Source organism: Paraburkholderia suaedae (assembly GCF_040812055.1).
GTDB lineage: Bacteria > Pseudomonadota > Gammaproteobacteria > Burkholderiales > Burkholderiaceae > Paraburkholderia.
The window spans coordinates 112,237-135,548 of record NZ_JBFOAH010000023.1; the positions used below are offsets into that span (position 1 = coordinate 112,237).

Consider the following 23,312-nt stretch of genomic DNA (forward strand, 5'->3'; position numbering starts at 1 on the left):
GCCTCGCCAGTACCAATTTTGGGATCCGTGCCGGCGAATTCGAAACGCGGTTCCGGGTCGGCCGTCTGACTTAATGAGTCGTCGGCATCACCATGCGCAACGCCAGGCTGGCCATGATCCAGATCGTGCCGGCGACCATGATGGTCAACAGGAGCGCGGAGAACAGGATCAGTTGCAGATCCTCGCGTTTGTGGGCAAAGCTGATGTGCAGGAAGAAGCGGAAATGCACGAGGATCTGCGCCAGTGCGCAACCCCCGATCACGACCAGAAGTGTTAGCCGCGACAGGCCAGACCAGTGCAGGAGTGCAAACGGCACCACGGTCAGTAGCAGGGCAGTTCCTGCACCCCAGAGGTATGACCGGAACTCGTGATGTTCCTCGCGCATCGGATCTGCGCGGTCCACGCCCGTGGATGTGCGTTCGTTCATGTCAGTCCCGCCAGATAGACGACGGAAAAAATCGCGACCCAGACAATGTCCAGGAAATGCCAGAACAGCGCAAGTCGCATGATGCCGAGCTTCGTCCGGGTATCGAGGCCATACCGCGCGAGCTGGCCCCCCAGACAGATCAGCCAGATGCAGCCGCCGGCCACGTGCAGGCCGTGTAGCGGCACCAGGTCGAAGAAGGCGGACAGAAAGCCGCTACGGCTGGGGACGCCACCTTTGGCGAACATGGAACTGAAGTCATGCAGTTCGAAGCCCAGGAAGGCCACGCCGAGGATCAGGGTCGCAGCCAGCCATCCGACTAGCCGCGCCGTGCTGTGTTTGTATTTGAGCGCCAGCGACGCCATCCCGAAAGTAAAGCTGCTGGCCAGCAGCAGAATGGTCTCGATGAAGATGCTGCTGATATCATAAAGCTGGTGCGGCCCTGGGCCTCCAGCGGTCGCATGCACCGAGGTCACATAGGTTGCGAACACCATGCCGAACAGGATGGCGTCGCTCATGAGGAACATCCAGAAACCGAACAGCAGGCCCTCGGCGGCCTGGTCATCCTCGCCGTGCGCGGTACTCAGATTCAAGCCGGGATACCTTGCATTTTCGCGGCTCATGGCACCACCCCGTCGGCTTCGTGCCGGGCCAATCCATCGTTAGCGGGGGTCTGTTCGCCAGCACGGGATATCGCCGTGACCGCGGCAACCGCATTGATCCAGCGTTGATGGTCCCTGCGCACTTCAGCGGCGCTGATATTCCGGATGGTGTTTCGCGCGAACCCGCGCACGATCATCGTGGCCACTGCGGTCAGAGACGCTAAGATCACCATCCACCAGATATGCCACACCAGGGCAAACGCAAGAGCGAAGCCCACGGCGCCAACGACCGGACCCATCGCGCTGTTCTTCGGTACTTCAATATCCTCATAGATATCTGGGCACTGGTATGCACGCCTGGCCTCCTTGGCGGCAGTAAATACGTCCCGGGAGGCGACCTCCGGAATTCGCGCGAAGTTATATTCCGGCGGTGGCGCGGACGTCGACCATTCGAGACTCCGGCCATCCCATGGGTCGCCGGCGAACACGCGATTCGCGTCGCGCTGCCTGATCGACACCCATAGTTGCCCAACGAGCGCAGCGAGCGCCACGATGATGAGCGCCGCGCCAACGAGAGCCGTCATTTCGAGCGGCATGTATCTGGGGTCCGCATAAGCGACGGTGCGGCGCGGCATGCCCATGAGCCCCAGCGCATAGAGCGGGAAGAACGCCAGCATGAAGCCGACGATCCAGCACAGCGCCGAGACTTTGCCCCAGCGCTCGTTCAGGCGAAAGCCGAACGCCTTGGGAAACCAGAAGTGGTAGGCGGCGATCATCCCGAACAATAGGCCGGGTACGGCCACGTTATGGAAGTGCGCGACAAGAAATACACTGTTGTGAACCTGGTAGTCGATGCCCGGGTCGGCCAGCAGGATTCCGCTCATGCCGCCTATTACGAACAGCAGCATGAAGCCGATTGAATAGATCATCGGGACGGAAAAGCGTATCCGGCCGCGAAACATCGTTAGCATCCAGTCGTAGATTTTCACGCCGGTGGGAATGCCGATGAGCATCGACGCGATGCCGAACGCCGCGTTGATATTGGCGCTTTGACCCATCGTGAAAAAATGATGGACCCAGACGGTGAACGACAGGATCGCGATGGCCATGGTGGCCATCACCAGCGTGCGGTAGCCGAACAGCACCTTGCCGGAGAACGTTGAGACAACTTCCGAGTAGACGCCGAACGCCGGCAGTATCAGGATATAGACCTCCGGATGACCGAATAGCCAGAACAGGTTGGCGAAGTGCATCATGTTGCCGCCAAGCCCATTGGTAAAAAAATGAAAGCCGAGATAGCGATCCAGCGCGAGCTGCGCAGTTGCCACAGTCAGGGGCGGCATGGCGAAAATCATCAGGATGCTGGTGCATAACGCGGTCCAGGTGAACAGCGGCATGCGCATGAAAGTCATCCCCGGGGCACGCTCTTTATAGATGGTGACTGCGAAGTTGATTCCGGTGAACGTTGACCCGAGGGAGGCCAGCGAGAGCGACCAGATCCAGTAGTCCGGGCCCACGCCGGGGCTGAAGCTTGCCTCGGTATACGGGGGATAGCCGAACCATCCGCCAGTCGAGAAACTGCCAACGCAAAGCGAAATCATGACCAGCGCTGCGCCGGCTGCGGTCAGTCCGAGGCTGATCGAGTTGAGCACCGGAAAGGACACATCGCGTGCGCCAATCTGCAGCGGCATAACATAGTTGATCATGCCCGTCAGAAAGGGCATCGCCATGAAAAAGATCATGATGGTGCCGTGAGTGCTGAACAGCTGCGCGAAGTGATCCGGTGACAGAAAGCCGCCACCCAGCCCGAACGCCTGCTGGGTTCGCATCAGCAGCGCCTCGATCAAGGCACGCGCCAGCATCACGAAAGCCAGCACCACATACATGATGCCGATTTTCTTGTGGTCGGGGCTCGTCAGCCAGTTGCTCCACAGCATGCCCCACTTCCGGTAGCGGGTGAGAAGTGCAACGGTGACGATTGCACCCATCACCACCATCGAGGCTGCACCGGTCGCGATGATGCCGTTGATTACATTCGCTTCAGAAGGATCTTGCAGCATCTGCGAGAAAGGCAGTGATTCGAGGCTCAGCCGTCCTAGCGGATGCACCAGCAGGTTGGGAAGGGTCACGGTTTCGGCCTCGCAGGAATAGATGCCGTGTTTGCCGCGATGGGCGCTGCAGTGACTTCTGCGGCATGACCGCCTGCCTGCTGCTCGACCGCCGTACCATTCATGGTCGCCGTGACGACGTTCGCGAACATGTCAGGTGTCACGTGATTGAAATAGATGGCACCATCGCCGGTCTGGTTCTGACCGAGCGCAGACCTAAGTTGTGCGCGGGTCGTGCGTGTCGATATGAGCTTGAGGGTGGATGTGTCGAGCGCAATTCCCTGTGCGCGAATCTGTTTCGCCCAGTCGTTGAACGCAGCGGGTGTCATCGCCACGGCTGTGAACCGCTGCTGGTGAAAGCCGTCGCCGTTGTACATGGTGTTGTCACCCATGAAACGTCCGGGCCTGTCGGCCAGCAGATGCAACTGCGTGACCATCCCGCCCATAGCGTAAATCTGGCTGCCGAGCGCGGGAATCTGTAGCGACTGCATCACGGTAGCCGACGTCAGTTGCATCGCCACCGGCTGACCAGCGGGCAGCGGCAGCACACCGATGCTGGCGACGCCCAGGTCGGGGTAGATGAATAACCATTTCCAGTCGTAGCCGATGACCTGCACGCGCAGTACGGCTGAGTTGGAGGCGAGTGGCCTGTAAGGATCGAGCGCGTGCGTGGCACGCCATACGAGTACGCCCAGCAGTGCCACGATGACCGCAGGGCCGCTCCACGCGAGAATTTCAAGAAAGCCGGAAGCCGCCCAGCGAGGGGTGTAGCGTGAAGTCCTGGCACCGTAGCGGTAGCGCCAGGCAAACCATGGGATAAGAACAAAGATGGGCAGCGCGACAAAGATCGTAAGCAGCGCCAGCATCTCAAGAAAGTGTGTGCGCTGTATCAATGCTACCGGTCCTTGCGGATTGAGAAAACTCAAACGGGTGTCGCCCCCGGCGCAAGAACTCGACGTGAGGACTGTCGCGCAGAGAAAAAGATGGCGGATAATGACCACAAATCTCACGCGCGGTTCAGCCGCGCTGCAGAAACGAGTGTCCGTCAATGGCTCATCCGGGAGCTTCTGCGTGATTTGATGCGCGAGATCGCGAGGTAGGCTTCTGAGATTCACGATGCTGATTCCGAATGTTCCGTGGTCTGCGGCGGCAGCCGCATCGTGTCGCTTTCTATTTTGGGCCGCTCAGAACACGTTGCGGCTCCCAGCCCGCGCCAGCGTGTACGCCTGTGGCTGGCGAACCGCTGCCCACCAGATCAGCAAGGAGCGTGCCGCGTGAAGTAGAGTTTCAGGAATCATCCGGATTGCTGACAAAATGTAATTCGGCAATTGTCGGAATGTTGTTTAAGCTTGCTGCCCGAAATCTTGCCTAACCTTCGCACCGGATCTGCTTCACATCGTGTGACCGACTCGTCAGTTTTTGAAAGCTCACAATGTGACATATGAATGATCGCTCCAGCAATCTTCGGGACACGCACTCTCAACTGAAAGGCCGCAGGTACGCCAGATGCTTGCAGGACGTTACACCGGGTTGCTGCCCACTTCGGACTTTCCCACGCATACAGGCGTCTTCCGGCTCCTGACACGTAAAAAAAAGACACGATCACATCGGGCCGGTAAAGACCAGCGGAACGGCGCCGGTCGACGCCTCCGATCCGATGCGGGCGCATATGTCACCGACGGGACCATTCCTTTCCGGCGTCAAGACCCGTCCGACCGGTTTGCGACCGTCCAGCGTCGTCGCGGGCGGCGGAATCAGACTGGCACACGTGCCAGGAGGAGTAGCGATCATGTTACGTAACGTGAGTGAGCTTCACGGACTCACCGTAGAGGCCCTTGATGGGGAAATCGGTAGTGTCGACGAAGTCTATTTCGACGATGAAGCGTGGGGTGTCCGCTATCTGGTAGTGAGCACGGGCGGATGGCTATCGAAGCGAAAGGTTTTGATCTCACCGTACGCGGTAAAACGCGTCGATGAGATGGCATCCGCCATCGGCGTCACGCTGACGCGAGAGCAGGTCAGGCACAGCCCCAACATCGATACCCATCAGCCGGTGTCGCGTCGGCACGAAGCCGAGTACCTAGGTTACTACGACTATCCGCCTTATTGGGGCGCGGGAAATTTATGGGGCGTGTCGTCCTACCCGCAGGTTGGCCTTCTGCCGCCGGTCAGGATTACGCCGGAAGAACGCGAGCGGGTCGATCGCCAGACTGAAGTTCAAGCGGAGGATAGCCACCTGCGCAGCACTGACGGGGTGCACGGCTACCTCGTGGCGACGACTGACGATAGTCTGGGGCACATCAAGGACTTCATTTTCGATGATGACGGGTGGGCTCTCCGGTATCTGCTCGTCGATACCCGCAACTGGTGGCCTGGTGGGAAAAAAGTCCTGATTGCCACGCAGTGGATTGATCGCATCGACTGGCTGGGCGCGAGAGTCTGCACGGCGCTCACTTGCGACAAGGTGAAAAACAGTCCCGAATATGAAGAGGGTGTGCCTGTCACTCCCGAATACGAGGCTGCGCTACATGCTTACTACGGTGGAGACGACTACCGGCGATAACGGACGACTGACGCGCGCGTGCCGTGCTCCGCACGGAGCGTCGGGCGTTGCCAGCAGAGCCCAATCCTGCCGCCCGGGCGCTTCGGCACCAGGGATAATTTTTGTGCCTGTGTTTGCAGCCTCCTGAAGGAGCGACTCATGAATATCGAAGTGGTCTTGAATGCGGGCGCGACGATCGGCGAATCACCCACCTGGGTGTCTGTGGAGCAAGCGCTCTACTGGATCGATGTCAAAAAGCCAGCGCTCTATCGGTTCGATGCCGAAACCCGTGAGGAGCAGTCGTGGACGATGCCTGCCGATATCGGCGCCTTCGCGCTGGTTAATGAACCGGCGGGTGCCGTGGTAGCGCTTCGGCAGGGGATTTTCAGGCTCGATTTCGCTTCGGGTTTGATGGAGCAGCTCGCGCTCCCGCCGTTTGACCCGCAGAAATTCCGCTTCAATGAAGGGGCCTGCGACACTGAAGGGCGGTTCTGGGTGGGCGTCATGTTCGACCCGTTGGCGAAAAATGCTGCACCCGAAAAAGCGTCCCTGCACAGTTTCACATTAGCTGATGGGCTGCGTGTCGAACCGGACATTTCCCGGCTGCACAACGGCATGGCGTGGAGCCCTGACGGGCGACGGTTCTACCTCTCTCATAGCCTAAGTAAGGAGGTGTTCGGTTTCGCGTACGACGCCCCAACAGGTCAACTCGGCACCCGAAGCCTGTTCGTGCAGGTCGATGGAAACTGCGGAATTCCTGATGGCGCAGCCGTGGATACCGCGGGTGGATACTGGTGCGCGTTGCATGGCGCAGGACGTTTGCGACGATACACGGCTGAGGGCGCCATAGACCGCGATATTCTGCTGCCGGTAAGCCAGCCTACGATGTGTGCATTCGGAGGCGAGGCGCTCGACACCCTGTATGTGACAAGTTCGAGTGACCAACTGACGCCTGAGCAGCGGGAGCGCGAGCCGCTCGCGGGCTCTCTACTGAGCCTTCGTCCGGGTGTGACCGGTGTAGTCAGACCGTACCAGGTGCGTTGACTTGCGGCTGCTGATTGCACTTTCGCAAATGAAGGCCCTAGTTATCAAACCTCCTTTGCGAGGCAGAATTGCGGGCGGCTTATCAGGGCCGAACCGCTGATATGACCGGTGCGCCAGTTCCGTCAGGCCAGGCGTTCCGTGGCTTCAAAAATATGACCATCTGGATCCCGGAAGAGAAAGCCGCGGTCCCCAGATGCCAACCGGAAAAGATGGCACTCCATGCCAAGGTTCCTCGCGAGCAGGCTTACATCGCTACAACAGATCACGGTCCTGTCGCTGACAATGTCGGTGGCGCGGGCTCGTTCATGACAGCGGGGCGCGATGGGTTTGCGGTAGGCGAGTAGTTCGAGGTGAGGTGACAGCCCGGAGGTAGTTTGCAGGGAGACGACGTCGACTATCGGGCTGTCGAGCGCATCCAGCGATCCCTGCTCGCCTCCGGAATTGGTCTGATACGCGCTTACACCCATCCCCAGCGCGTCCCCATAAAACGCAATGCCCAATGGGGCGCTCGACACGCTGATGGCGGTATGGTCGATCCCGGGGCGCACAGTGGAGCGGATGCGTTCGTTACCGGCAGGTTGGAGCAGTTCAACCGGATGCCGGTCGGGATCGCGAAATTTGAACGCCGTAACTCCTCCACTGTTGTCGGGCAGTCGAATGGGAGCAGGCCGCAAGTCGGGACCGCGTGAAATTGCAGTCGGACACGCCGACCGGCTGTCGTCGCGGTGAAGTTGCTCGAATGCAGCGCTAATATCCGGGCAGCGGATGGCTATGTGCTGGAAATCGAGATCGGCGGAAGTATATTGCGTTGGGTACGGTCGCGCGCTCGGCCCTGTTTCAACGAGTTCGAGTTCCTGCTTGCCGAGCATCAGACGCTGAGCCCGGATAGGCCGGGCACCGAACCCACGTGCAGCGGCGAGCAAGGGCTCCATGACACGTGTGGGCCCGCTGGACCGGAAGCCGAGTCTGTCCTCGTAAAACGCGACGCTCGCATCAAGCATGGCGACGTTCCGGCAAATTCTGATAATCCGGGTGATCGGCACGGGCGTCATGGGCGTATTGCTCCACGCTGATTCGTATAAATGGCAAACAAAGAATGTGAAGCGCAGATGAACAGGCGACTTCGATTGCGTCCACCGAAGGTCAGGTTGGAGACGGTGAACGGAACGTGAATCTTTCCAAGCAGCTCACCGGTTGGCGCGATACAGTGCACGCCATCTGCCGCGCTCGACCAGAGATTGCCGTCCTCGTCGCAGCGGATACCGTCCGCGAATCCCGGCTCGATCTTGTGCAAAACATGCGGACTGGAACAGAGCGTGCCATCCGCGCTGACATCTATCGCGGCAATGTGCTGAACGGGGCACGCGTCGAATTGAAGTCCACTTTCGCAGACGTAAACGCGCTTTTCGTCCGGCGAAAAGCACAGCCCGTTCGGACCTGAAAACGCTGTGGAAATGACACGGAGTTCTCCTGTACCCGGTGTTAGCCGATAAACACACGCCGGCCGTTCCGATACCTGCTTACCGCCCTCATAGTCTGTCTGGATGCCATACGGCGGATCGGAGAACCAGATTGTGTCATCGCTTTTTACGATCACGTCGTTTGGCGAGTTCAGTCGCTTGCCTTCGAACTGATCCGCGAGTACGACGACGCGGCCGTCGAGCTCGGTTCGCGTGATGCATCGGTTTCGATGTGAACACCCTATCAGTCGTCCCTGATTGTCGCGCGCGTGTCCGTTGGCGAAGCCGGACGGCTGGCGGAACAGGTGGATGCCGCCACTCTCGGTCCATCTCATGATTCGATCGTTGGGCAGGTCGCTAAAGAGCAGGCATTCCTGATCGGCAAACCAGACTGGCCCTTCCAGCCACCGGAAGCCGTCGCCGAGCAGTTCCAGCGGCGCGTTGGGGAGGACCATCTCCCTGAAGCGGGGGTCAATGACTGCCACATCCGGCCGCGTGCTCATTCAATGTTCCCTACCGAATATGCCCGGGCCGATGCACGGGCTCGACGTGCAGCTGGACCGTCATGAGCACCGCGGGCTGATCTCCGATCGTCCCCGAGCGGTGCCCCTGACGCCCGGCGGTATCGGCTGTGCTTCCCTGGTCTTCCCCGAGCGAAAGATCGCCGGGACACATTTCAATCCGTGTGCCGTCCATTGATTCAACCCACCATCGGCCCGATAGCGGGACGATCCACTGTGGCGCCGGGTTTTCGTGCCAGTCTCCGACCCACCCGACGGGCTGGACCGTGACCACAACGGTTGCTTCGGAGGTGGCCTGGCTGTCGTTCCATTGGGGGGCGGCGCCACCCACCCCCTTCAGTTCGAACCGGTCCAGCTCGCAACGGTCCTGATGACTGACCCCTTCTGCATCCGTCCACAGATGCCAGTAAGCCACTTTCGGCGCTTCTTCCGGTTCTGGCCGCGGCTGTGCCAGTGCCGTTTCGTCTGGGGCGGACATGAACATTCTCCCGGTAAGGTGACCTTAGGTCGTTACGGTCTATACGAGGTTGCTGGCATCGCTGAGGAAGACGTAGCAGCGTACGGTGCCGACGAAAAAGGGTGCAACAGCACTGCTGAAGAGCTCAAAGGAAGCCCGCCAATGACGACAAGCAGTAGGCCGCCCACGAGCCCGAAATTCTTGAGGAAATCCCAGAAGTGGTTCCGGCCATCGCCCGCTTTGGACCAGAAGTGCGGGTATTTCCAGAACGGGTGGTAAAGGAGGGCGGTGACCGCGCAAAAGCCAGCGAGCGTGAAGGATGCGAGACGGTCATGCCAGCCCATGACGATGCAGGCAGGGGTCACCACCTCTACAACGATCGCGATCACAAGCAATACGGAACCTCCCGGCAGGAAAGATGACGTCGCCTGCTGCATGGCGGCCTTCCAGTGGACGACCTTGTCGAGAGCGCTGAATGGGAACATGACGACGAGGCACACGCGTGCGATCACCGGGATTGCGACGAGATTAATGAGTTCCATGTCGTCACCTCGTGGTGAACATCATGCGGCCACCGGCGTTATGCCCAGGCGTTCGCCAATCTTGTCCGCGACGCGCAGCGCATTTGCGATGATCGTCAGCGTTGGATTGACCGCGCCGATGGACGGAAAGAAGCTTGCGTCGGTCACATACAGATTGTCGAGCTCATGCGCCTTGCAATTGACGTCAAGGACGGACGTTGCCGGATCGGTACCGAAACGGGCCGTGCCTGCCTGATGCGCCGTGCCCCCGATCGGAACGTCCTTACCAAGATAGAGTTTGCGATCCATCATCGTCGAGTGGGCACCCGCGCCAGCGAGCAGGTCTTCAAGTTTCTTTTTCAGGCGATGATGCGCTTCCATATTGCCCTCCTGAATTTCAAGGACAATCCGTTCACCGTCGTACCGGATGCGGTTTTCAGGACGAGGGAGGTCTTCGGTTGACAGCCAGAAATCCATGGAATGTCTTGCCATGGTCTCGAAAGGCATCTCGGGTAGCCATTCGAGCCAGGCAGGCAGCGCCTCGCCCCGAATCTGGTCGGCGTGAGATGTTGCGCACATCTGGATCAGGCCGAGCGGGTAGTCCCAATCGTCTGCGCCGAAATAGAAGTCGCTGATGGCGAGGGTCTTCTGAAAGATGGTGTCGTTGGGTTCACGCATTAGCGCCATCAAAATCGACTGGTTATGGCGCATGTAGTTGCGGCCAACCTGGTCGGACCCATTGGCGAGTCCCGTGGGATGCCTGCCGTTGCCCGATCGCAGCAACAGGAGGGCCGACGAGAGTGCGCCGCACGCTACCACGACGATATCGGCTGTGAAACGCTCCAGTGCGCCGGCGCGCTCCACATGAACACCGGCGATAGTCTTGCCTGATGGGTCTGTTTCGAGTTGGGTAACGTACGCGTTAGTCATCAGCGTGAGGTTGGGGTAGGCCGCCAGTGCGGGATCGACGCACATGACCTGCGCGTCCGCTTTGCCGTTCAGCAGGCAGGGAAATCCGTCGAACGCGTCGCACCGGATACATCGGCTCGTCGGCGTCACTTTGCCATCCTTCTCATCGAGCAGGATTCCGAGCGGCAAGTGAAAGGGATGCAGTCCCGCTTTGACCAATGCGTCGTTAAGTGTTTGGATGCGCGGCTCATGAGACACCGCTGGATACGGGAAAGGGGTACTCGTGTAGGGCTCACAGGGATCCTCGCCGCGCTGACCGTGCACATGGAACAGGCGCTCGGCTTCCGCGTAGTATGGTTCGAACTCAGCGTACCTGAGCGGCCAGCCCGGCGACACGCCATCCTTGTGCTGAAGCTCGTCGAAGTCGCGCTCCCGCAACCTGAAGAGCGCTGCGCCATACACTTTGGAGTTGCCGCCTACATAGTAATGAAGGCCGGGGTGGAATTTGCTGCCATCGCCACCATACCAGGTTTCGCTGCTCTGATACTTGCCGTCGACGAACACGGCTTTGGAATCCCAATTGACCGGTTCGCGCTTCAGGTAGTCGCCCCGTTCAAGAAGCAGAATGTTTTTTCCTGTCGAGGCAAGTTTGTGTGTGAGCGAGGCTCCGCCGGGTCCGCTACCGATAACGATGACGTCGTAATGGTTCATGATTTGCCGTTCCGATCACGTGTCTTCGATCGATTGGATTTTAAGCAGGCGGACTACGCGAGAAATCGGCATCCGGTGTCTTCACGTTGCAGCAAGGGCCGCTCCTGAAAGTGGTTAGTAATCCGCAAAATGGTGTGCGAGTGGGTGCACGAAGACCGGTCGGCGATGATGTAGCGGCGTACTACGGGCGTGGGCATTGCCCGGATCGCGAGGTTTCTTCCCGCCAAGGCCCGCTGACGGGTGCCACGTTGGATCGCCGTCCGCGTGGCTTCCTTTCCAGGGCGCCAAGGCAGATTTCGCTCGACCGTTTTAAGCTTGCAAAGCTTGGGCTTCAGGGGGGCCTGAAACGCCTAAGAAGTTGTCGGAATGGACGACAGGGCGCCCGGCCAGCAAAAGCGTGCATCGTTGTATTCGTTGCGCGTGGTTGCGGCCGGTCAGAACCTCTCTCGTTGGGGGGCGCCTGGAGTGCTCGCAGTCCGCCAACATTCACCAGTGCTCAGCACGCGCTGACGGCGCGACATTTGAAATAACTACGCCAACGATGAAGGAAATCGTCATCGTCGCCGAGTCGTTGGTGGCGAATTGCCTGGGGGTCGAAATTTAGTCGTCCACGTGACGCAGGGAGTTGACCCGAGGCTCGCCTTTCGCATACGACACGCAAGGCATTCCAATCGCCTGTGAATATTCAGATGGCATATGCAATTGAGGAATGTGAACCGGAAAAAACTTTGAAACTGACCCGTTGGGCGTTATCCGCCTTCTTTAGGCTCCGGAAAACAAACGCGACCTCTAGTTCGAAATCTGCTGAAGCTTCAGCGCGACACCCCGTCTACTGTTTCCGTGTCCGCCGGAAATCCGGGCACGTCATCAAAGGAAATATGTCGTGAGGGAGGTTATGCACGACCTCGCAATGCGTGGTGGAGGATGAGGTTCCGCGGGAGCACAGGGGGCTGCCCCACACGGGCGGACGGGGCAGGTTATAGGCTTGTAAGTGGAGGCCGTTGGGACAGCCACGCGGCGTCTTCCTCACTCCTGGCGCCAGAGGGGCACTATTTCGGCCCGGAATTATCGAGCAGCGTGGACATGTCCCAGCAGGTGATGAACAGCGCCGCGATACTCGGCCCAATGATAAATCCATCCACTCCGAACACGGAAATACCTCCAAGCGTTGAAATCAGGACGATCCAGTCCGGTAACCTCGTGTCTTTTCCGACGAGGATCGGCCTTAACACGTTGTCAACCAATCCGATTACCACCAGACAGAACAGCGCGAGTGCCGCCGCTTTCCAGAACGACCCGACCAGAACAAGGATGATTGCGGCCGGCACCCATACGAGCGCCACGCCAATGGCAGGGACAAGGGAGAGGAAGGCCATCAACGTTCCCCAAAGCAGCGCGCCCTCGATTCCCAGTGCAAAAAAGACCAATCCGCCGAGCAGACCCTGTATTGCAGCCACCACAAGATTGCCCTTGACTGTCGCGCGCACTACCACCGTGAATTTCTCCAGGAGCTTGCGCTTATGTATATCGTCGAGCGGTACAGCATTGAATAGCCGCCGGGAAAGCCCAGGTCCGTCGCGAAGCAGAAAAAAGACCAGATACAGCATGATCCCAAGGCTGATTGCGAATTGCAGTGTGTTCTGCCCGATGGAGAGAGCTTGAGCAGCGACAAACTGGCTGATCCGCGAAGCGCCTTCAGTAATTCGAAGTTCTAACCCTTTCGTATCGGCGATCCCGTTCCTACCCAGCCATTCCTGCACCACAGAAGGGAGGGTTTGAACGGAGTTGTTGAAATATCGAACGAAACTCCAGTGCCCGGTGCTGGCTTGTTGGTACACGAGAGTGATCTCCTGTACAAGAGTAGTTACCACGAAACCCACGGGAACGATCACTAACATCACACATAGGGCCAGCGTTGCCAAGGCAGCCAGCGTCCGATGATTTCCGAGTAATCTCACGAACCTGCGTTGCACTGGCTGAAACAGAATTGCAAGGACTGTCCCCCACAAGAGGGCACTAAAATACGGCAGCAGAATCCAGACAAGGCCGACTGACACAGCGACGAGAAGTATATAGAAACCCGGCCGTTTTCGAGGATTTTCAGTCATGTCTGTAGATATTCATTATTAGCGTTTGAGTTTGCGATCCCTAGGCAAGTGAACAGGGAGTTTGGTAGATGGCAACGGTAAAGAAGCGCTTTGATCGGCGGGCGACGCGCTTCGCCTCGCGGGCTGCGAAGGGCCTGACGCAGGCCGAACAGACTTACACCATTGATTCCCGACTTTCACCCAAAATCGCGGCAAACCGGATTTTCGAGTCGCGCCAAGGCAGGGAGCCTCAGTTCGCACGACAGACACTTCAACTACGCTTCACCGCCTTCGTCCTCGCCTATCAGTACAGTTGTCGCCGACGCAAATCTGTAGCGAGGTACGTCGAGATTTTCCGGTGCAGGCTTGTTTTTAAAGACTCGCCCGGCAAGGTCATATGTTGATCCATGGCATGGGCAGAGGAAGCCACCCGGCCAATTGTCTGGCAGATTGGCCTGCGGACCCGGCGTGAACCTCGCCCGGGGCGTGCAACCGAGATGAGTGCAAACACCGACCACAACAAGCACGTTCTGGTGAGCGGCGCGAGAACGATATGCATTCTTGCAATAGTCGGGCAACGGCATTGAAAATGGCCTCTCCGTCAACGGATCGGCGACCATCGAATTTGCAGCGACCACTGCCCGCAGCATCGCTGGTGTGCGATTAACAAGGAAAACCGGCACGCCGCGCCATGCGACGGTAAGCATTGCGCCCGGGTCGAGCCGACTGATATCTACGGATACAGGCGCGCCGGCAGCTCTCGCTCTCGCCGAGGGCGCCAGCGAAGCTGCAAAAGGGACGAGTGTCGCGATGCCCGCAATACCGCCCGCGATTGACGTCCCGATGAGCCATTGGCGACGCCCGTCGTCCTTGTCCGTGGGCAGTACAGATTCCATCTCTTTCCCCCAGCGATTTACGGCTGATCTTTTCATTTGATTCGCTATTCTCGCTCCGGTTCATTGATCCGAACACTTTCCCCTGCCGCACATTCGTTGCCGAAATATTGCCCGGGCGTCTCCAGCCGCCTTGACACCTCGCGGTATAGCCACTGCTGTCTCGCGAATTTGTGCGAGATCCGTTTTTTAAACTGCGGGATCGAACGTGGCTATTGGGCTGCGCCACCAGGCATAGACATGGGAGAGCGTTGATGGCGGATCTACGTATACTGGAAGCGGGACAGCGTATGTCAAGGGACAGGCGACCAGGATAGCAGCGCGACGCAATCCCGTCCGCAACCGGCGGCAAGTTTCACCTTTGCGACTTTTTTTTATCGGTTCGTTTTTGCCTAGATATGACTCGATCTGAATCTTCAAACCTTAATATTATGGTTTCTGAGGCGCTACAACGACGTCCGGTTTGTGGCCCGGCAAACGCCCCGGTCTGTTACCTCGCGGTTTGCTCTGGCTGCACTCGGGGCTCGAAAACCGGCAATCAGGACGCGAGCGGGAAGGGCAGCACAAACTGGTGACGATGCGAACGGCTCGCATGGTGAGGAATGACTGCATCGATGCGAACGCATGGCGCATGACCGGACGAAGTGTACGCTGTCGTACTGCACGGCTGAACATTCCGGGATAAGGTCTGAGGTAGATTGAAGCATTAAGGATCCCACAATGCGACGGCGAACTACGCCCGTATCTGTTCTGGCGAGTGCTCTTGCGCTCCCTGGTTGCACAACCACCGGCGCATCAGACGCACGCGGCGAACAGATTGAAAAACGTCGCACCATCGACGCAGGTGTCGATACAACGTTGACCCGTCTATACACCTCCGCCAAAGGGTTGCGCGAACTTGTTGCCAAGACGCGTGGTGTACTTGTCTTTCCGTCCGTCATTAACGCCGGCCTCGGCATTGGCGGCCAGTACGGCGAAGGCGCACTACGCGTGGGCGGCAATACGGTTGGCTACTACAGTGTGGTAACTGCGTCGATCGGCTGGCAGATAGGCGCCCAATCCAGGGCGATCGGTTTACTCTTTGTGACCGAAACCGCACTCGACCGGTTCGAGCGCAGCAAAGAGTGGTCGGCGGGGGGGCGACGCGTCTGTTGCGGTTCTGAAGGTCGGCGCAGACGGTGACCTCGATACCAGCACTGCCAGCAGCCAGGTAAATGCATTTGTGTTGTCGAACGACGGACTGATGGCAGGTGTGTCGCTCGATGGCACTAAAGTCACCCGGTTGCCGTCACTGTAGCGACCGGAGAGACGAGAACAAGGTGTCCGGGCGTTGCGCGATCACGCATGAGCAAATCCTGTCCGTTTGCGAGGCGGTATCGTGAATCGTCGCGCTCTGCCCATCGTCGTGCCTATATATTGCCAGGCCGGAGCCGTTGACTCACAACAGCGCCGTGAGACGAGTCGACATCGAATTGCGCTGTGGTGCGCCGCACTGGATGGCAGCAAAGGGCTTGATGTCGATGCGGGCGAGCAAGCTTCCCATCCGCCTGGTTACCAGTTCGATGACTCGCCGCGCTAAGGCGTGGCCCACCGCATCCGCCCGGATCCAGATCGCGGCCGACGGGTCGATTGGCTAGTGTGAGCAAGGAGGATTACTGATGTCTGTCTTTACCTCTGATTTCCCCCCGGATCCTAACGTGCGTATCGAAGCGATGATGGAGGAGGGGGAGACATACGACTGGAAAGTCGTCATGCCGGACGGCGTTGTCTTGTTTGAAGGCCAGTCGCAGAAGCAGGCGATGGAGTGGCGCGGACACGTCGCGCGGCTATCACGAAAAGACGCGTTGGGGATAACGATTGAGCGGGTGAAAAGAACGCCTGAGTACGTTGGAAAGGCAGGCACGACCTGTCCGGAGTCGCGGTTTTGCCAATGGGCGCTACGTCAAGTCGGCCACGTTGCGGTGTTCGCATTCAGCGAGTGTGGCGACTCATCCTTTCTGGTAATAGCCGAGACAGGACAGCGTGCGAAAGGAGACACCCTGGCTCAGGCACTCTTCGAACTAATCAATCAGGTGGGCGTTCCTGTCGCGCCCCAATCTGATCGCGAGCAGGAGGGTTGAGCTTGGATTTGGCGTTCGCTTGCCCGGGACGGAGGGCGATATTCTAGGTCGCAACACCACCACGTAACGGGTGCGAAGCTGACAACGATCCGTAACTTTCCGGCCCTCCAGAACAAGGATTCCAGCGCATCAGGGCAGGGCTGACATCCGGACACCCGTGGCATGGTCCGTGGAGAGCGACTCCAACTGCATCGACTCACCCTGCGGCGGCTTGCCGTGGAACCGGGTTCAGTTTGGCCTGACGCAGAGTGGCGTAAGCGTCGACGTAATTCTGCGCCATCATCTTTGCGGTAAAACGTCGTTCAAACTGAGCGCGGATTTCAGTGCGCGACAGTTCCTTGAGAAGTTGCAGTGCGCAAACCGCGCCGTGTGCATCTTCGCAGATAAAGCCTGTCACCCCGTGTTCGATGACCTCAGGTACAGAGCCACGATTGAATGCAATCACGGGTGTGCCGCAGGCCAGCGCTTCGATCATCACCAGGCCGAACGGCTCCAACCAGTCGATCGGGAAAAGCAATGCTTTGGCACCCGACAGGAAAGCGGATTTCTGGGCCTCGGTGATCTCTCCGAGAAACTCGATGTTGGGCAGAGACAGGAGTGGCTCAATTGCAGTCTTAAAATAGGCTTCATCGGCCTTGTCCACCTTTGCGCCGATCTTTAATGGCAAGCCACTTTCGATCGCGATCCTGATGGCAGCTTCGATTCCCTTTTCCGGGCAGATACGGCCCAGGAAAGCAAGGTATCCCGGATCATTCACGCCGCTCGGCATCAGGAGGTTATCCGGTAATCCATGGTAAATCGTGCTGTGCCAGTTCGCATGCGGTAATGGCAATCGTTGAGAGTTGGAAATTGAAATAACCGACACCTTGGGGAACGCGTTGAAAACCGGACGTAGTTCCGGGAGGTCGAGGCGGCCATGAAGTGTCGTGACGAAAGGTATGTCAAGTTCCGAGAGCAGAGAGAATGGCAGATAGTCGAGGTGGCTGTGAAGTACATCGAACTCGTGAGCAACCTGGCGCACCCTTTCGAGTAGCACCATGTGCGGCGCGATGAGGTCCCGCAGCGAAGTGTCGAGTCGCAGGGCGTGCGGCCACACCGCTTCGAGCGTGCCCTTTGAGTGCGAATCCCCAGTGGCGAACAGCGTCACATCATGTCCCAGATCAACAAGCGCATCGGTAAGGTAGGACACCACGCGCTCGGTGCCCCCATAAAGCCGGGGGGGGACTGCCTCGTGCAACGGCGCGATCTGTGCGATTCTCATTGTCAATTCACCGGTGGAAAACCGGCTTCAGGTTGATGCGGATTGCTGGCCTGGCTTTGTCTCTTTAGGCGTGAGCCAGGGGCCTGAACTTTTCCGGCGAGAATGCACCTCCGCATGGTCACAGACGTACCCTTCGAAGGAGTCGCGAGCACCCCACCCCACGCCGCGACCGGACTGTCCCGCGCCAGGCAACGGCGAGGCAGTAAGTAACCGGCGCATTTGTGAATGTCGTCAAATGACTGATCGAGAGGTCCGAATCGCCAGATGTGCGCCGGTGCTTCCTGTGCGGTGAGTGTGGAACCGGAACTCCGGATAGGGACGCTTTACCCGGCGGACCCGCATCGGGGCACGAATTGATGGCATCAGTTCGTCAGATTGGCTTTCCAATAGCTGTCCACCTTCTGACTTTCCTGCGCGAAATCGCCGTGCACCGAGAATTGGTTTTCCTTCACTGCGGGAGCCGAGTCCATTTTCCCCTTGGTCGTGTCGAGCACCAGCAAGGTGATACCCTTCGTCGCCTTGAAATCGGTCCACGGAACGGGAACATACGTCTCGTCAATTCCAAACAACCCGCCTCGCCCGATCACCAGATAGGCGATCTTGCCTGTCTGCGGACTCAGGACAATGTCGTTGACACTGCCGAGGTCTTCGCGTTGGGGGCTCAGCACGCTGGTACCAATCAGCTGGGCAGAACGGAAGGAAGCACTATCTGCGGTGACCGGCTGGGCTGCTGCGATCTGATGGATCCGCCAGTCCGATGTGCGGCCTATTGAATCGCGGGCGTTGCGAACGTCATTGGTATAGCCATTGTAAATGGCACGGCTCGTCCCGAGTAGCGACTCACAATCCTTTTGTTGACCGCGGCGCGCGAGAATATTGGCTGAAGCCAACAGTGTCCGGATCTCGTACGTAGGTCGTACCGAGCGATAGTCGCTTTGCGCATGTACGCCGCTGGCAGCGTTAGCCATCGCCGGCGGGGACGTATCTGGCTCGCCGGAACTGTAGCCGTACATTGGCGAGCCGTCGCCATCGCCAAAGCCATAGCTGGATCCGCTTAGCCAGTATCCCTTCTTGCGCATCTGGCTGTCGAAGGATCGCAAGTCACTCAGACATTTCTGCGCGGGCTTCATCGTGGGCATTGCGCTTAAGTCACGCGACGGGTGTTGTGGTGCGCTGTTGTCGGCTGGGGATGGCGCCGCGAGTAGCGGAACGGAAAAAACCAGTGATGCACAGACGGTTATCGAAGCGACCACCGAGCGGAACGTAATTCCGAATTCTTTGTTGCGTTTCATGATGCTGTCTCCTTGCCGGCTCTGGAACTGGCATTGGTATGCCTTTACGATGATCGGTGCGATCGGCGAAAAAGCACTAGGCTGTTCGCTTTGTGCCGCGGCTATCGGCCGTCCTCGGGAGCGACGGCGATCGTCTATCAGTATGATCGGCGATGATAGGAACAGGCATTCCCGCAGAACGGTATATAACCCTCGCACATACGACGCGTTCGGTCTGTACGATAGCGGTCAGTGCTCTCCCGCTGGGCGAGGTAAAGGATCTTCCTTTCACTGATGGTGTATCGCCTGTCGCCGACGGACGCGTCCTGTTTGGGTAAAACTTCACGACAAGGTCAAGGCGCTTTCTGGCACCTGGTACGGAACCGTACTGACGTATCACTCAATCGGGACAATAATTTCCATCGTGTCCGGGCCCTTCAACTGGGAGGCGTTGCGATGACCGTAGTAGCGATCTCGAGCTGACCAAAAATCGATTGCTAGATGCGGCCAGCATGGTTAGTCGCGAAACTTTTTTTTCAAGACATCGGCCATCGTGCACAGGGTTTAGAGGACTATTGCTGAGTGTGGTCTCCCGTGCGCGTGTAACGGTGTACGCGACTACAGGATGACGGGCCGCACGCAAGGAGTTTCAGAAATGTTGAGAACCATAGAAAGTCTTTACGGACGCGCGGTCGTCGCACGTGATGGTGAGATCGGAACTATTGACGAGGCCTATTTCGATGACGAGGCGTGGGGTGTACGCTATCTGGTGGTCCGACTGGGAAGCTGGATCGATAGACGCAGGGTGCTAATTTCGCCCCATTCCATCATATCCTCGGACCCGGCTTCAGCCGAAGTTCACGTCGGGCTCACCCGAAAACAGGTCAGGGACAGCCCGGATATCGACACTGATAAGCCGGTGTCGCGCCAGCATGAAACAGAGTATCTCGGTTACTACGGCTATCCGACATACTGGGGTGGCGCATATCTGTGGGGGGCAGGCGCTTATCCGGGATACGGATCGACGGTATCGGCACCGGAAATTGCATTGGAGTCGCGCGGCCAACTTGAGCGGAAGGCAGACGATTTGTCTGTCGATGTTCATCTGCGCAGTACGAAAGCGGTAAAGCGCTATCATATCGAAACAGTCAACGGCAGCATCGGTCACGTCTCCGGCTTTATCTTCGATGACACAGCGTGGGTTATCCGGTACCTAAGCGTTGACACGCGGAACTGGTGGCCCGGTGGTAAAGAGGTCCTGCTGGCGACACAATGGATAGATGCTGTTGATTGGGTCGGATCCACGGTTTCCACCCAACTCCTGCGCGAGGCTATCAAAGATAGCCCTCCATATGACGAATCCGTCCCGCTCGATCGCAGCCAGGAAGCGACACTCCATGAACACTATGGAAAGGAATGTTATTGGTCGAAGGACGCCCTATCGACGAAATGATCTCTGTCATGCGGACCGCCATCGAGCTTCGAGACCGGCGCACGATCATCATGCTGATCATGCAGGAGAGCTCCCACGTCGGCGAGTCGTCTGATGCGTGGAGGCAGGGTCGACAACGGTCAATTGAAAGAGAGACCCGCTGACTTGTCTGCCGGTCCCACCGCTGCGACATTGCTATGGCATGAGACATTCGTTCCAATCAGGGCCGGCGCAAAGAGTCAGGCGCCAGTCTCTCCGGTTCCAACGGTTGTCGTAGGGCGGCCAGCATCTTGGAAATGTGCTCGACCAGGATAGACAGCTTCGTCTAGAAGGACTCCTTAATTCGACTGCAGATCTATTTAAAAGGTTTTCGTGGTGGCACAGATTTCGCGGATAATCCCATGACGACAGCCCTTCTTCAGAATTCGACGGCGGACGCGCTCAGTGAACTTCTGCAATATGTCGCCAGTCAGGACCGCGCGGCGCTGCGCACACTGTACGATCGGGCATCCCCGCAACTGTTCGGAATCGCCGTGCGGATACTACCGAGGCGCGAATGGGCTGAGGAAGTGTTACAAGAGGCGTTCGTCAATATCTGGCGCAATGCGCAGGACTACGACAGCACTCGTTCCACGCCGATGATATGGATGGCGGCGATCGTGCGCAACCGGGCGCTCGACTACCTGAGACAGCAGAAAGCTTACGGCGCATCCGTGGAAACACAATGGCCTGAAGGCCTCGATGATCTCTTGTCATCGCCCGACGCGGGCCCGCCAGACCGGTTACTGGCGAGTCAAGAGGCCCGGCGCCTCTCGAAGTCGATGGCACGTCTACGCGCTTGCGAGCGGCACGCGCTCGCGCTCGCATATCTGCGAGATCATAGTTGCACGGAAATTGCCAATGCCCTCAACCTGCCGGTGGGTACGGTGAAGTCACACATCCGACGCGGGCTAAATAAATTGAGAGCGGACCTTGCGCAACTGTGATTGCTCGCACCGAAGCCGTGTCGGCGTCGCTTGAAGCGAGTCACCGCGCAAAGCAGCTTCGCTGCGGAAGGGATGGCGTTTGTGGCGTTTGCGGCGTTATCGGAGTACTTCGTTGCGACCTACCGGGATGCAGACAGGCACCGCCGCATCCATGGGAGGAATCTCTATTACTATCTCATTCTCACCGTGCTTGGGACAGCCATTGCCGCGTCCGTCTTGTCCCCGCTTACTCGGCCCGATCCGTCGCGTAGCTTCGCGTTCGGTTCGGATGCCTATCTGATTGTCACGAAGGTTATCGCGATTTTCATCGAGTCCTATTTCGCCGGGCGATGCGCGCCGGTGCTGGGCTGGCTGCATGCCCTGCTCGCGGGGTCCGTGATGATTATCGCGATGGCCTGCGGCGCAACGTCGTTTGTCGACATGCCGCAAGCACCGTAGGCAGCATTGCGTCAACCGGCGCCACCGTCACAGCGGCGAGTCCATCTGCCGCGAGTGTGACGATGATGGGTTCGCTCAAGGCACCGGTTCAGGGTGCGGCCGCCTCAGCAGCATCGGAAGCATCAGGCCCACAGGCTGAGACCGACGCACGGCAGGCAGCCGACACTGTAGCCCGAGGGGTCGCGCGCGCGTCATGGTTTTCGTCCGCAGCGCGCGTGGTCGGCGCGATCATCGCCGTTGTCTCGGACAGTGGGGGTTTCCGTGATCAGCCGCTGTCGAAAAGGCAGGCGGCGCACTCGATGATCCGATGATCCCGCCGGGCGGCCTTCGAAACGCGCCGCGGCGGGCAGTCGTGCCCCGCACAGAGAACGGCCGTCATGACATGCAATTTGGGTATGATCAGGCATGGTGAGCCGGTGCCGGGTGGTGACGGCGCGGCAACGACACATCCTCGCTGAGGGACGGCCGGCAATATCGTTGCGAGAGCACAAAATTGGGCGCCGTCCGCATCCGAACTAACACACACAACGAGTCGCGCGAGACTAACATCCACCCGCGCAGCACCTCGGAAGGTCGAAACCCGTCGAAATCAACCAGTTTTATCGACGCCGAGTTCGAACGGCGTACCGCGGGCGACACACTGACTTGGCGGCAGCTGTCGACTGGCAGCGCACGAAGGAATCGGAAGGATTCCTTTTCAACACTACACCCGCTTGCGGCCGTTGACGCATGCAAGAAGAGGCCAGTGCTCCCTGCAGCGGAGTGGGAGCGTCTCGCGCCTCATCTGGTACCCGTGGATATGCCGCTTGGACAGGTTGTCTGCGAAGCGGGCGACGTCGTCAACCACGTCTTTTTTCCGTCCACAGCTGTTATCTCGCTGTTGTACGTGATGGCGGACGGCGCTTCGGCTGAAATTGCGATTGTCGGAAATGAAGGACTTATCGGTATTGCTGTCTTTCTGGGTGGCGAGCAGACTCCGAACCGTGCTGTTGTGCAAAGCGCGGGAAGGGCATACCGCCTGGGCGCGCGAGTGCTCAAGGACGAGTTTCAGGGGGGCGGTCCGTTGCTGCGGCTTTTGCTGCGCTATACCCAGGCGCTGATTGCCCAGATGGTGCAGACCGCTGCATGCAACCGCCATCATTCGACCGACCAGCAATTGTGCCGTTGCTTACTGTTGAGTCTCGACCGACTTCCGTCAGGTCAGGTTTGGATGACACAACAACTTATTGTAACTATGCTGGGCCCGAGGCGGCCCGGTGTAACGGAAGCTGCCTTGAAACCGCAGGAGGCGGGGTTGATCCACTACAGCTACGGCAACATCGAGGTACTGGATCGCGCCCGTCTCGAAAAGCGCGTTTGCGAATGCTATGGCTCGGTGAAGCGGGAGTTCGATCGCCTATTGCCTGACCTGGCGGCGACATCAAGCGCCTGATAGCCAAAATCTGAACGGGAGGGCGTGGACAGGAATAAGGAATCGGTCGTCGAGGCCGCGGGGCTCCGGAAGTAATTGAGCCCACGTTTCGTT

At 58.6% G+C, this 23,312-nt stretch carries 20 protein-coding genes and 1 pseudogene; 8 read left to right on the forward strand and 13 right to left on the reverse strand.

Annotation, left to right across the window (positions count from 1 at the left end):
• Positions 1-70: 70 nt before the first annotated feature.
• The 4 genes from ABQJ48_RS27015 to ABQJ48_RS27030 form a co-directional block, all read right to left on the reverse strand.
• Positions 71-427 (reverse strand): cytochrome o ubiquinol oxidase subunit IV, encoded by a 357-nt coding sequence (locus ABQJ48_RS27015; RefSeq protein WP_367841017.1) that lies wholly within the window; start codon positions 425-427, stop codon positions 71-73.
• Positions 424-1,047 (reverse strand): cytochrome c oxidase subunit 3, encoded by a 624-nt coding sequence (locus ABQJ48_RS27020; protein ID WP_367841018.1) that lies wholly within the window; start codon positions 1,045-1,047, stop codon positions 424-426. Before ABQJ48_RS27020 ends, ABQJ48_RS27015 begins: the two co-directional genes overlap by 4 nt.
• Positions 1,044-3,086: a cbb3-type cytochrome c oxidase subunit I gene (locus ABQJ48_RS27025; RefSeq protein WP_473094192.1), complete on the reverse strand. Its 2,043-nt coding sequence runs from the start codon at positions 3,084-3,086 to the stop codon at positions 1,044-1,046. The genes ABQJ48_RS27020 and ABQJ48_RS27025 overlap by 4 nt, the downstream gene beginning before the upstream one ends.
• A gap of 65 nt (positions 3,087-3,151) precedes the next feature.
• A complete protein-coding gene (locus tag ABQJ48_RS27030; RefSeq protein WP_367841020.1) occupies positions 3,152-4,027 on the reverse strand; it encodes a cytochrome ubiquinol oxidase subunit II in 876 nt (291 codons plus the stop codon).
• 896 nt (positions 4,028-4,923) lie between these two features.
• On the opposite strand from ABQJ48_RS27030, the gene ABQJ48_RS27035 reads away from it, so the two are divergent.
• The gene (locus tag ABQJ48_RS27035; protein WP_367841021.1) at positions 4,924-5,697 is read left to right on the forward strand and encodes a PRC-barrel domain-containing protein; all 774 of its coding nucleotides are present in this window, start codon (positions 4,924-4,926) and stop codon (positions 5,695-5,697) included.
• 138 nt (positions 5,698-5,835) lie between these two features.
• A complete protein-coding gene (locus ABQJ48_RS27040) occupies positions 5,836-6,720 on the forward strand; it encodes an SMP-30/gluconolactonase/LRE family protein (RefSeq protein WP_367841022.1) in 885 nt (294 codons plus the stop codon).
• A gap of 122 nt (positions 6,721-6,842) precedes the next feature.
• Here ABQJ48_RS27040 and ABQJ48_RS27045 read toward each other — a convergent pair whose 3' ends face one another.
• The 7 genes from ABQJ48_RS27045 to petA all read right to left on the reverse strand — a co-directional run bounded on the left by ABQJ48_RS27045 (position 6,843) and on the right by petA (position 14,282).
• A complete protein-coding gene (locus ABQJ48_RS27045) occupies positions 6,843-7,772 on the reverse strand; it encodes a VOC family protein (RefSeq protein WP_367841023.1) in 930 nt (309 codons plus the stop codon).
• Positions 7,769-8,683 carry an SMP-30/gluconolactonase/LRE family protein gene (locus tag ABQJ48_RS27050; protein ID WP_367841024.1) on the reverse strand — a complete coding sequence of 305 codons (915 nt, stop codon included), beginning with the start codon at positions 8,681-8,683 and terminating at the stop codon, positions 7,769-7,771. The genes ABQJ48_RS27045 and ABQJ48_RS27050 overlap by 4 nt, the downstream gene beginning before the upstream one ends.
• A 10-nt stretch (positions 8,684-8,693) precedes the next feature.
• Positions 8,694-9,179 (reverse strand): cupin domain-containing protein, encoded by a 486-nt coding sequence (locus tag ABQJ48_RS27055; protein WP_367841025.1) that lies wholly within the window; start codon positions 9,177-9,179, stop codon positions 8,694-8,696.
• Between the two features lie 32 nt (positions 9,180-9,211).
• Positions 9,212-9,700 carry a DoxX family protein gene (locus tag ABQJ48_RS27060; RefSeq protein ID WP_367841027.1) on the reverse strand — a complete coding sequence of 163 codons (489 nt, stop codon included), beginning with the start codon at positions 9,698-9,700 and terminating at the stop codon, positions 9,212-9,214.
• A gap of 21 nt (positions 9,701-9,721) precedes the next feature.
• Positions 9,722-11,299 carry a GMC oxidoreductase gene (locus ABQJ48_RS27065; protein WP_367841028.1) on the reverse strand — a complete coding sequence of 526 codons (1,578 nt, stop codon included), beginning with the start codon at positions 11,297-11,299 and terminating at the stop codon, positions 9,722-9,724.
• Between the two features lie 1,049 nt (positions 11,300-12,348).
• Positions 12,349-13,407: an AI-2E family transporter gene (locus tag ABQJ48_RS27070; RefSeq protein WP_367841029.1), complete on the reverse strand. Its 1,059-nt coding sequence runs from the start codon at positions 13,405-13,407 to the stop codon at positions 12,349-12,351.
• Between the two features lie 254 nt (positions 13,408-13,661).
• Positions 13,662-14,282: a ubiquinol-cytochrome c reductase iron-sulfur subunit gene (gene petA, locus ABQJ48_RS27075; protein WP_367841030.1), complete on the reverse strand. Its 621-nt coding sequence runs from the start codon at positions 14,280-14,282 to the stop codon at positions 13,662-13,664.
• A 717-nt stretch (positions 14,283-14,999) separates the two neighbouring features.
• Here petA and ABQJ48_RS27080 point away from each other — a divergent pair.
• Together ABQJ48_RS27080 and ABQJ48_RS27085 are read left to right on the forward strand one after the other, a co-directional pair.
• Positions 15,000-15,576: pseudogene (locus ABQJ48_RS27080) on the forward strand (BPSL1445 family SYLF domain-containing lipoprotein).
• Between the two features lie 361 nt (positions 15,577-15,937).
• Positions 15,938-16,399 (forward strand): hypothetical protein, encoded by a 462-nt coding sequence (locus ABQJ48_RS27085; protein WP_367841031.1) that lies wholly within the window; start codon positions 15,938-15,940, stop codon positions 16,397-16,399.
• Positions 16,400-16,595: 196 nt separating this feature from the next.
• Here ABQJ48_RS27085 and ABQJ48_RS27090 read toward each other — a convergent pair whose 3' ends face one another.
• Both ABQJ48_RS27090 and ABQJ48_RS27095 read right to left on the reverse strand, forming a co-directional pair.
• A complete protein-coding gene (locus ABQJ48_RS27090; RefSeq protein ID WP_367841032.1) occupies positions 16,596-17,660 on the reverse strand; it encodes a glycosyltransferase family 4 protein in 1,065 nt (354 codons plus the stop codon).
• 362 nt (positions 17,661-18,022) lie between these two features.
• Positions 18,023-18,952 (reverse strand): PRC-barrel domain-containing protein, encoded by a 930-nt coding sequence (locus ABQJ48_RS27095; RefSeq protein WP_367841033.1) that lies wholly within the window; start codon positions 18,950-18,952, stop codon positions 18,023-18,025.
• 634 nt (positions 18,953-19,586) lie between these two features.
• Here ABQJ48_RS27095 and ABQJ48_RS27100 point away from each other — a divergent pair.
• The 4 genes from ABQJ48_RS27100 (at position 19,587) to ABQJ48_RS27115 (ending at position 23,219) form a co-directional block, all read left to right on the forward strand.
• Positions 19,587-20,384 (forward strand): PRC-barrel domain-containing protein, encoded by a 798-nt coding sequence (locus ABQJ48_RS27100; RefSeq protein WP_367841034.1) that lies wholly within the window; start codon positions 19,587-19,589, stop codon positions 20,382-20,384.
• Positions 20,385-20,764: 380 nt separating this feature from the next.
• Positions 20,765-21,349 (forward strand): RNA polymerase sigma factor, encoded by a 585-nt coding sequence (locus ABQJ48_RS27105; RefSeq protein WP_367841035.1) that lies wholly within the window; start codon positions 20,765-20,767, stop codon positions 21,347-21,349.
• 30 nt (positions 21,350-21,379) lie between these two features.
• Positions 21,380-21,787 carry a hypothetical protein gene (locus ABQJ48_RS27110; RefSeq protein WP_367841036.1) on the forward strand — a complete coding sequence of 136 codons (408 nt, stop codon included), beginning with the start codon at positions 21,380-21,382 and terminating at the stop codon, positions 21,785-21,787.
• A gap of 745 nt (positions 21,788-22,532) precedes the next feature.
• Complete coding sequence (locus ABQJ48_RS27115; protein WP_367841037.1) at positions 22,533-23,219, forward strand: Crp/Fnr family transcriptional regulator; 687 nt, start codon at positions 22,533-22,535, stop codon at positions 23,217-23,219.
• Positions 23,220-23,312 lie beyond the last annotated feature (93 nt).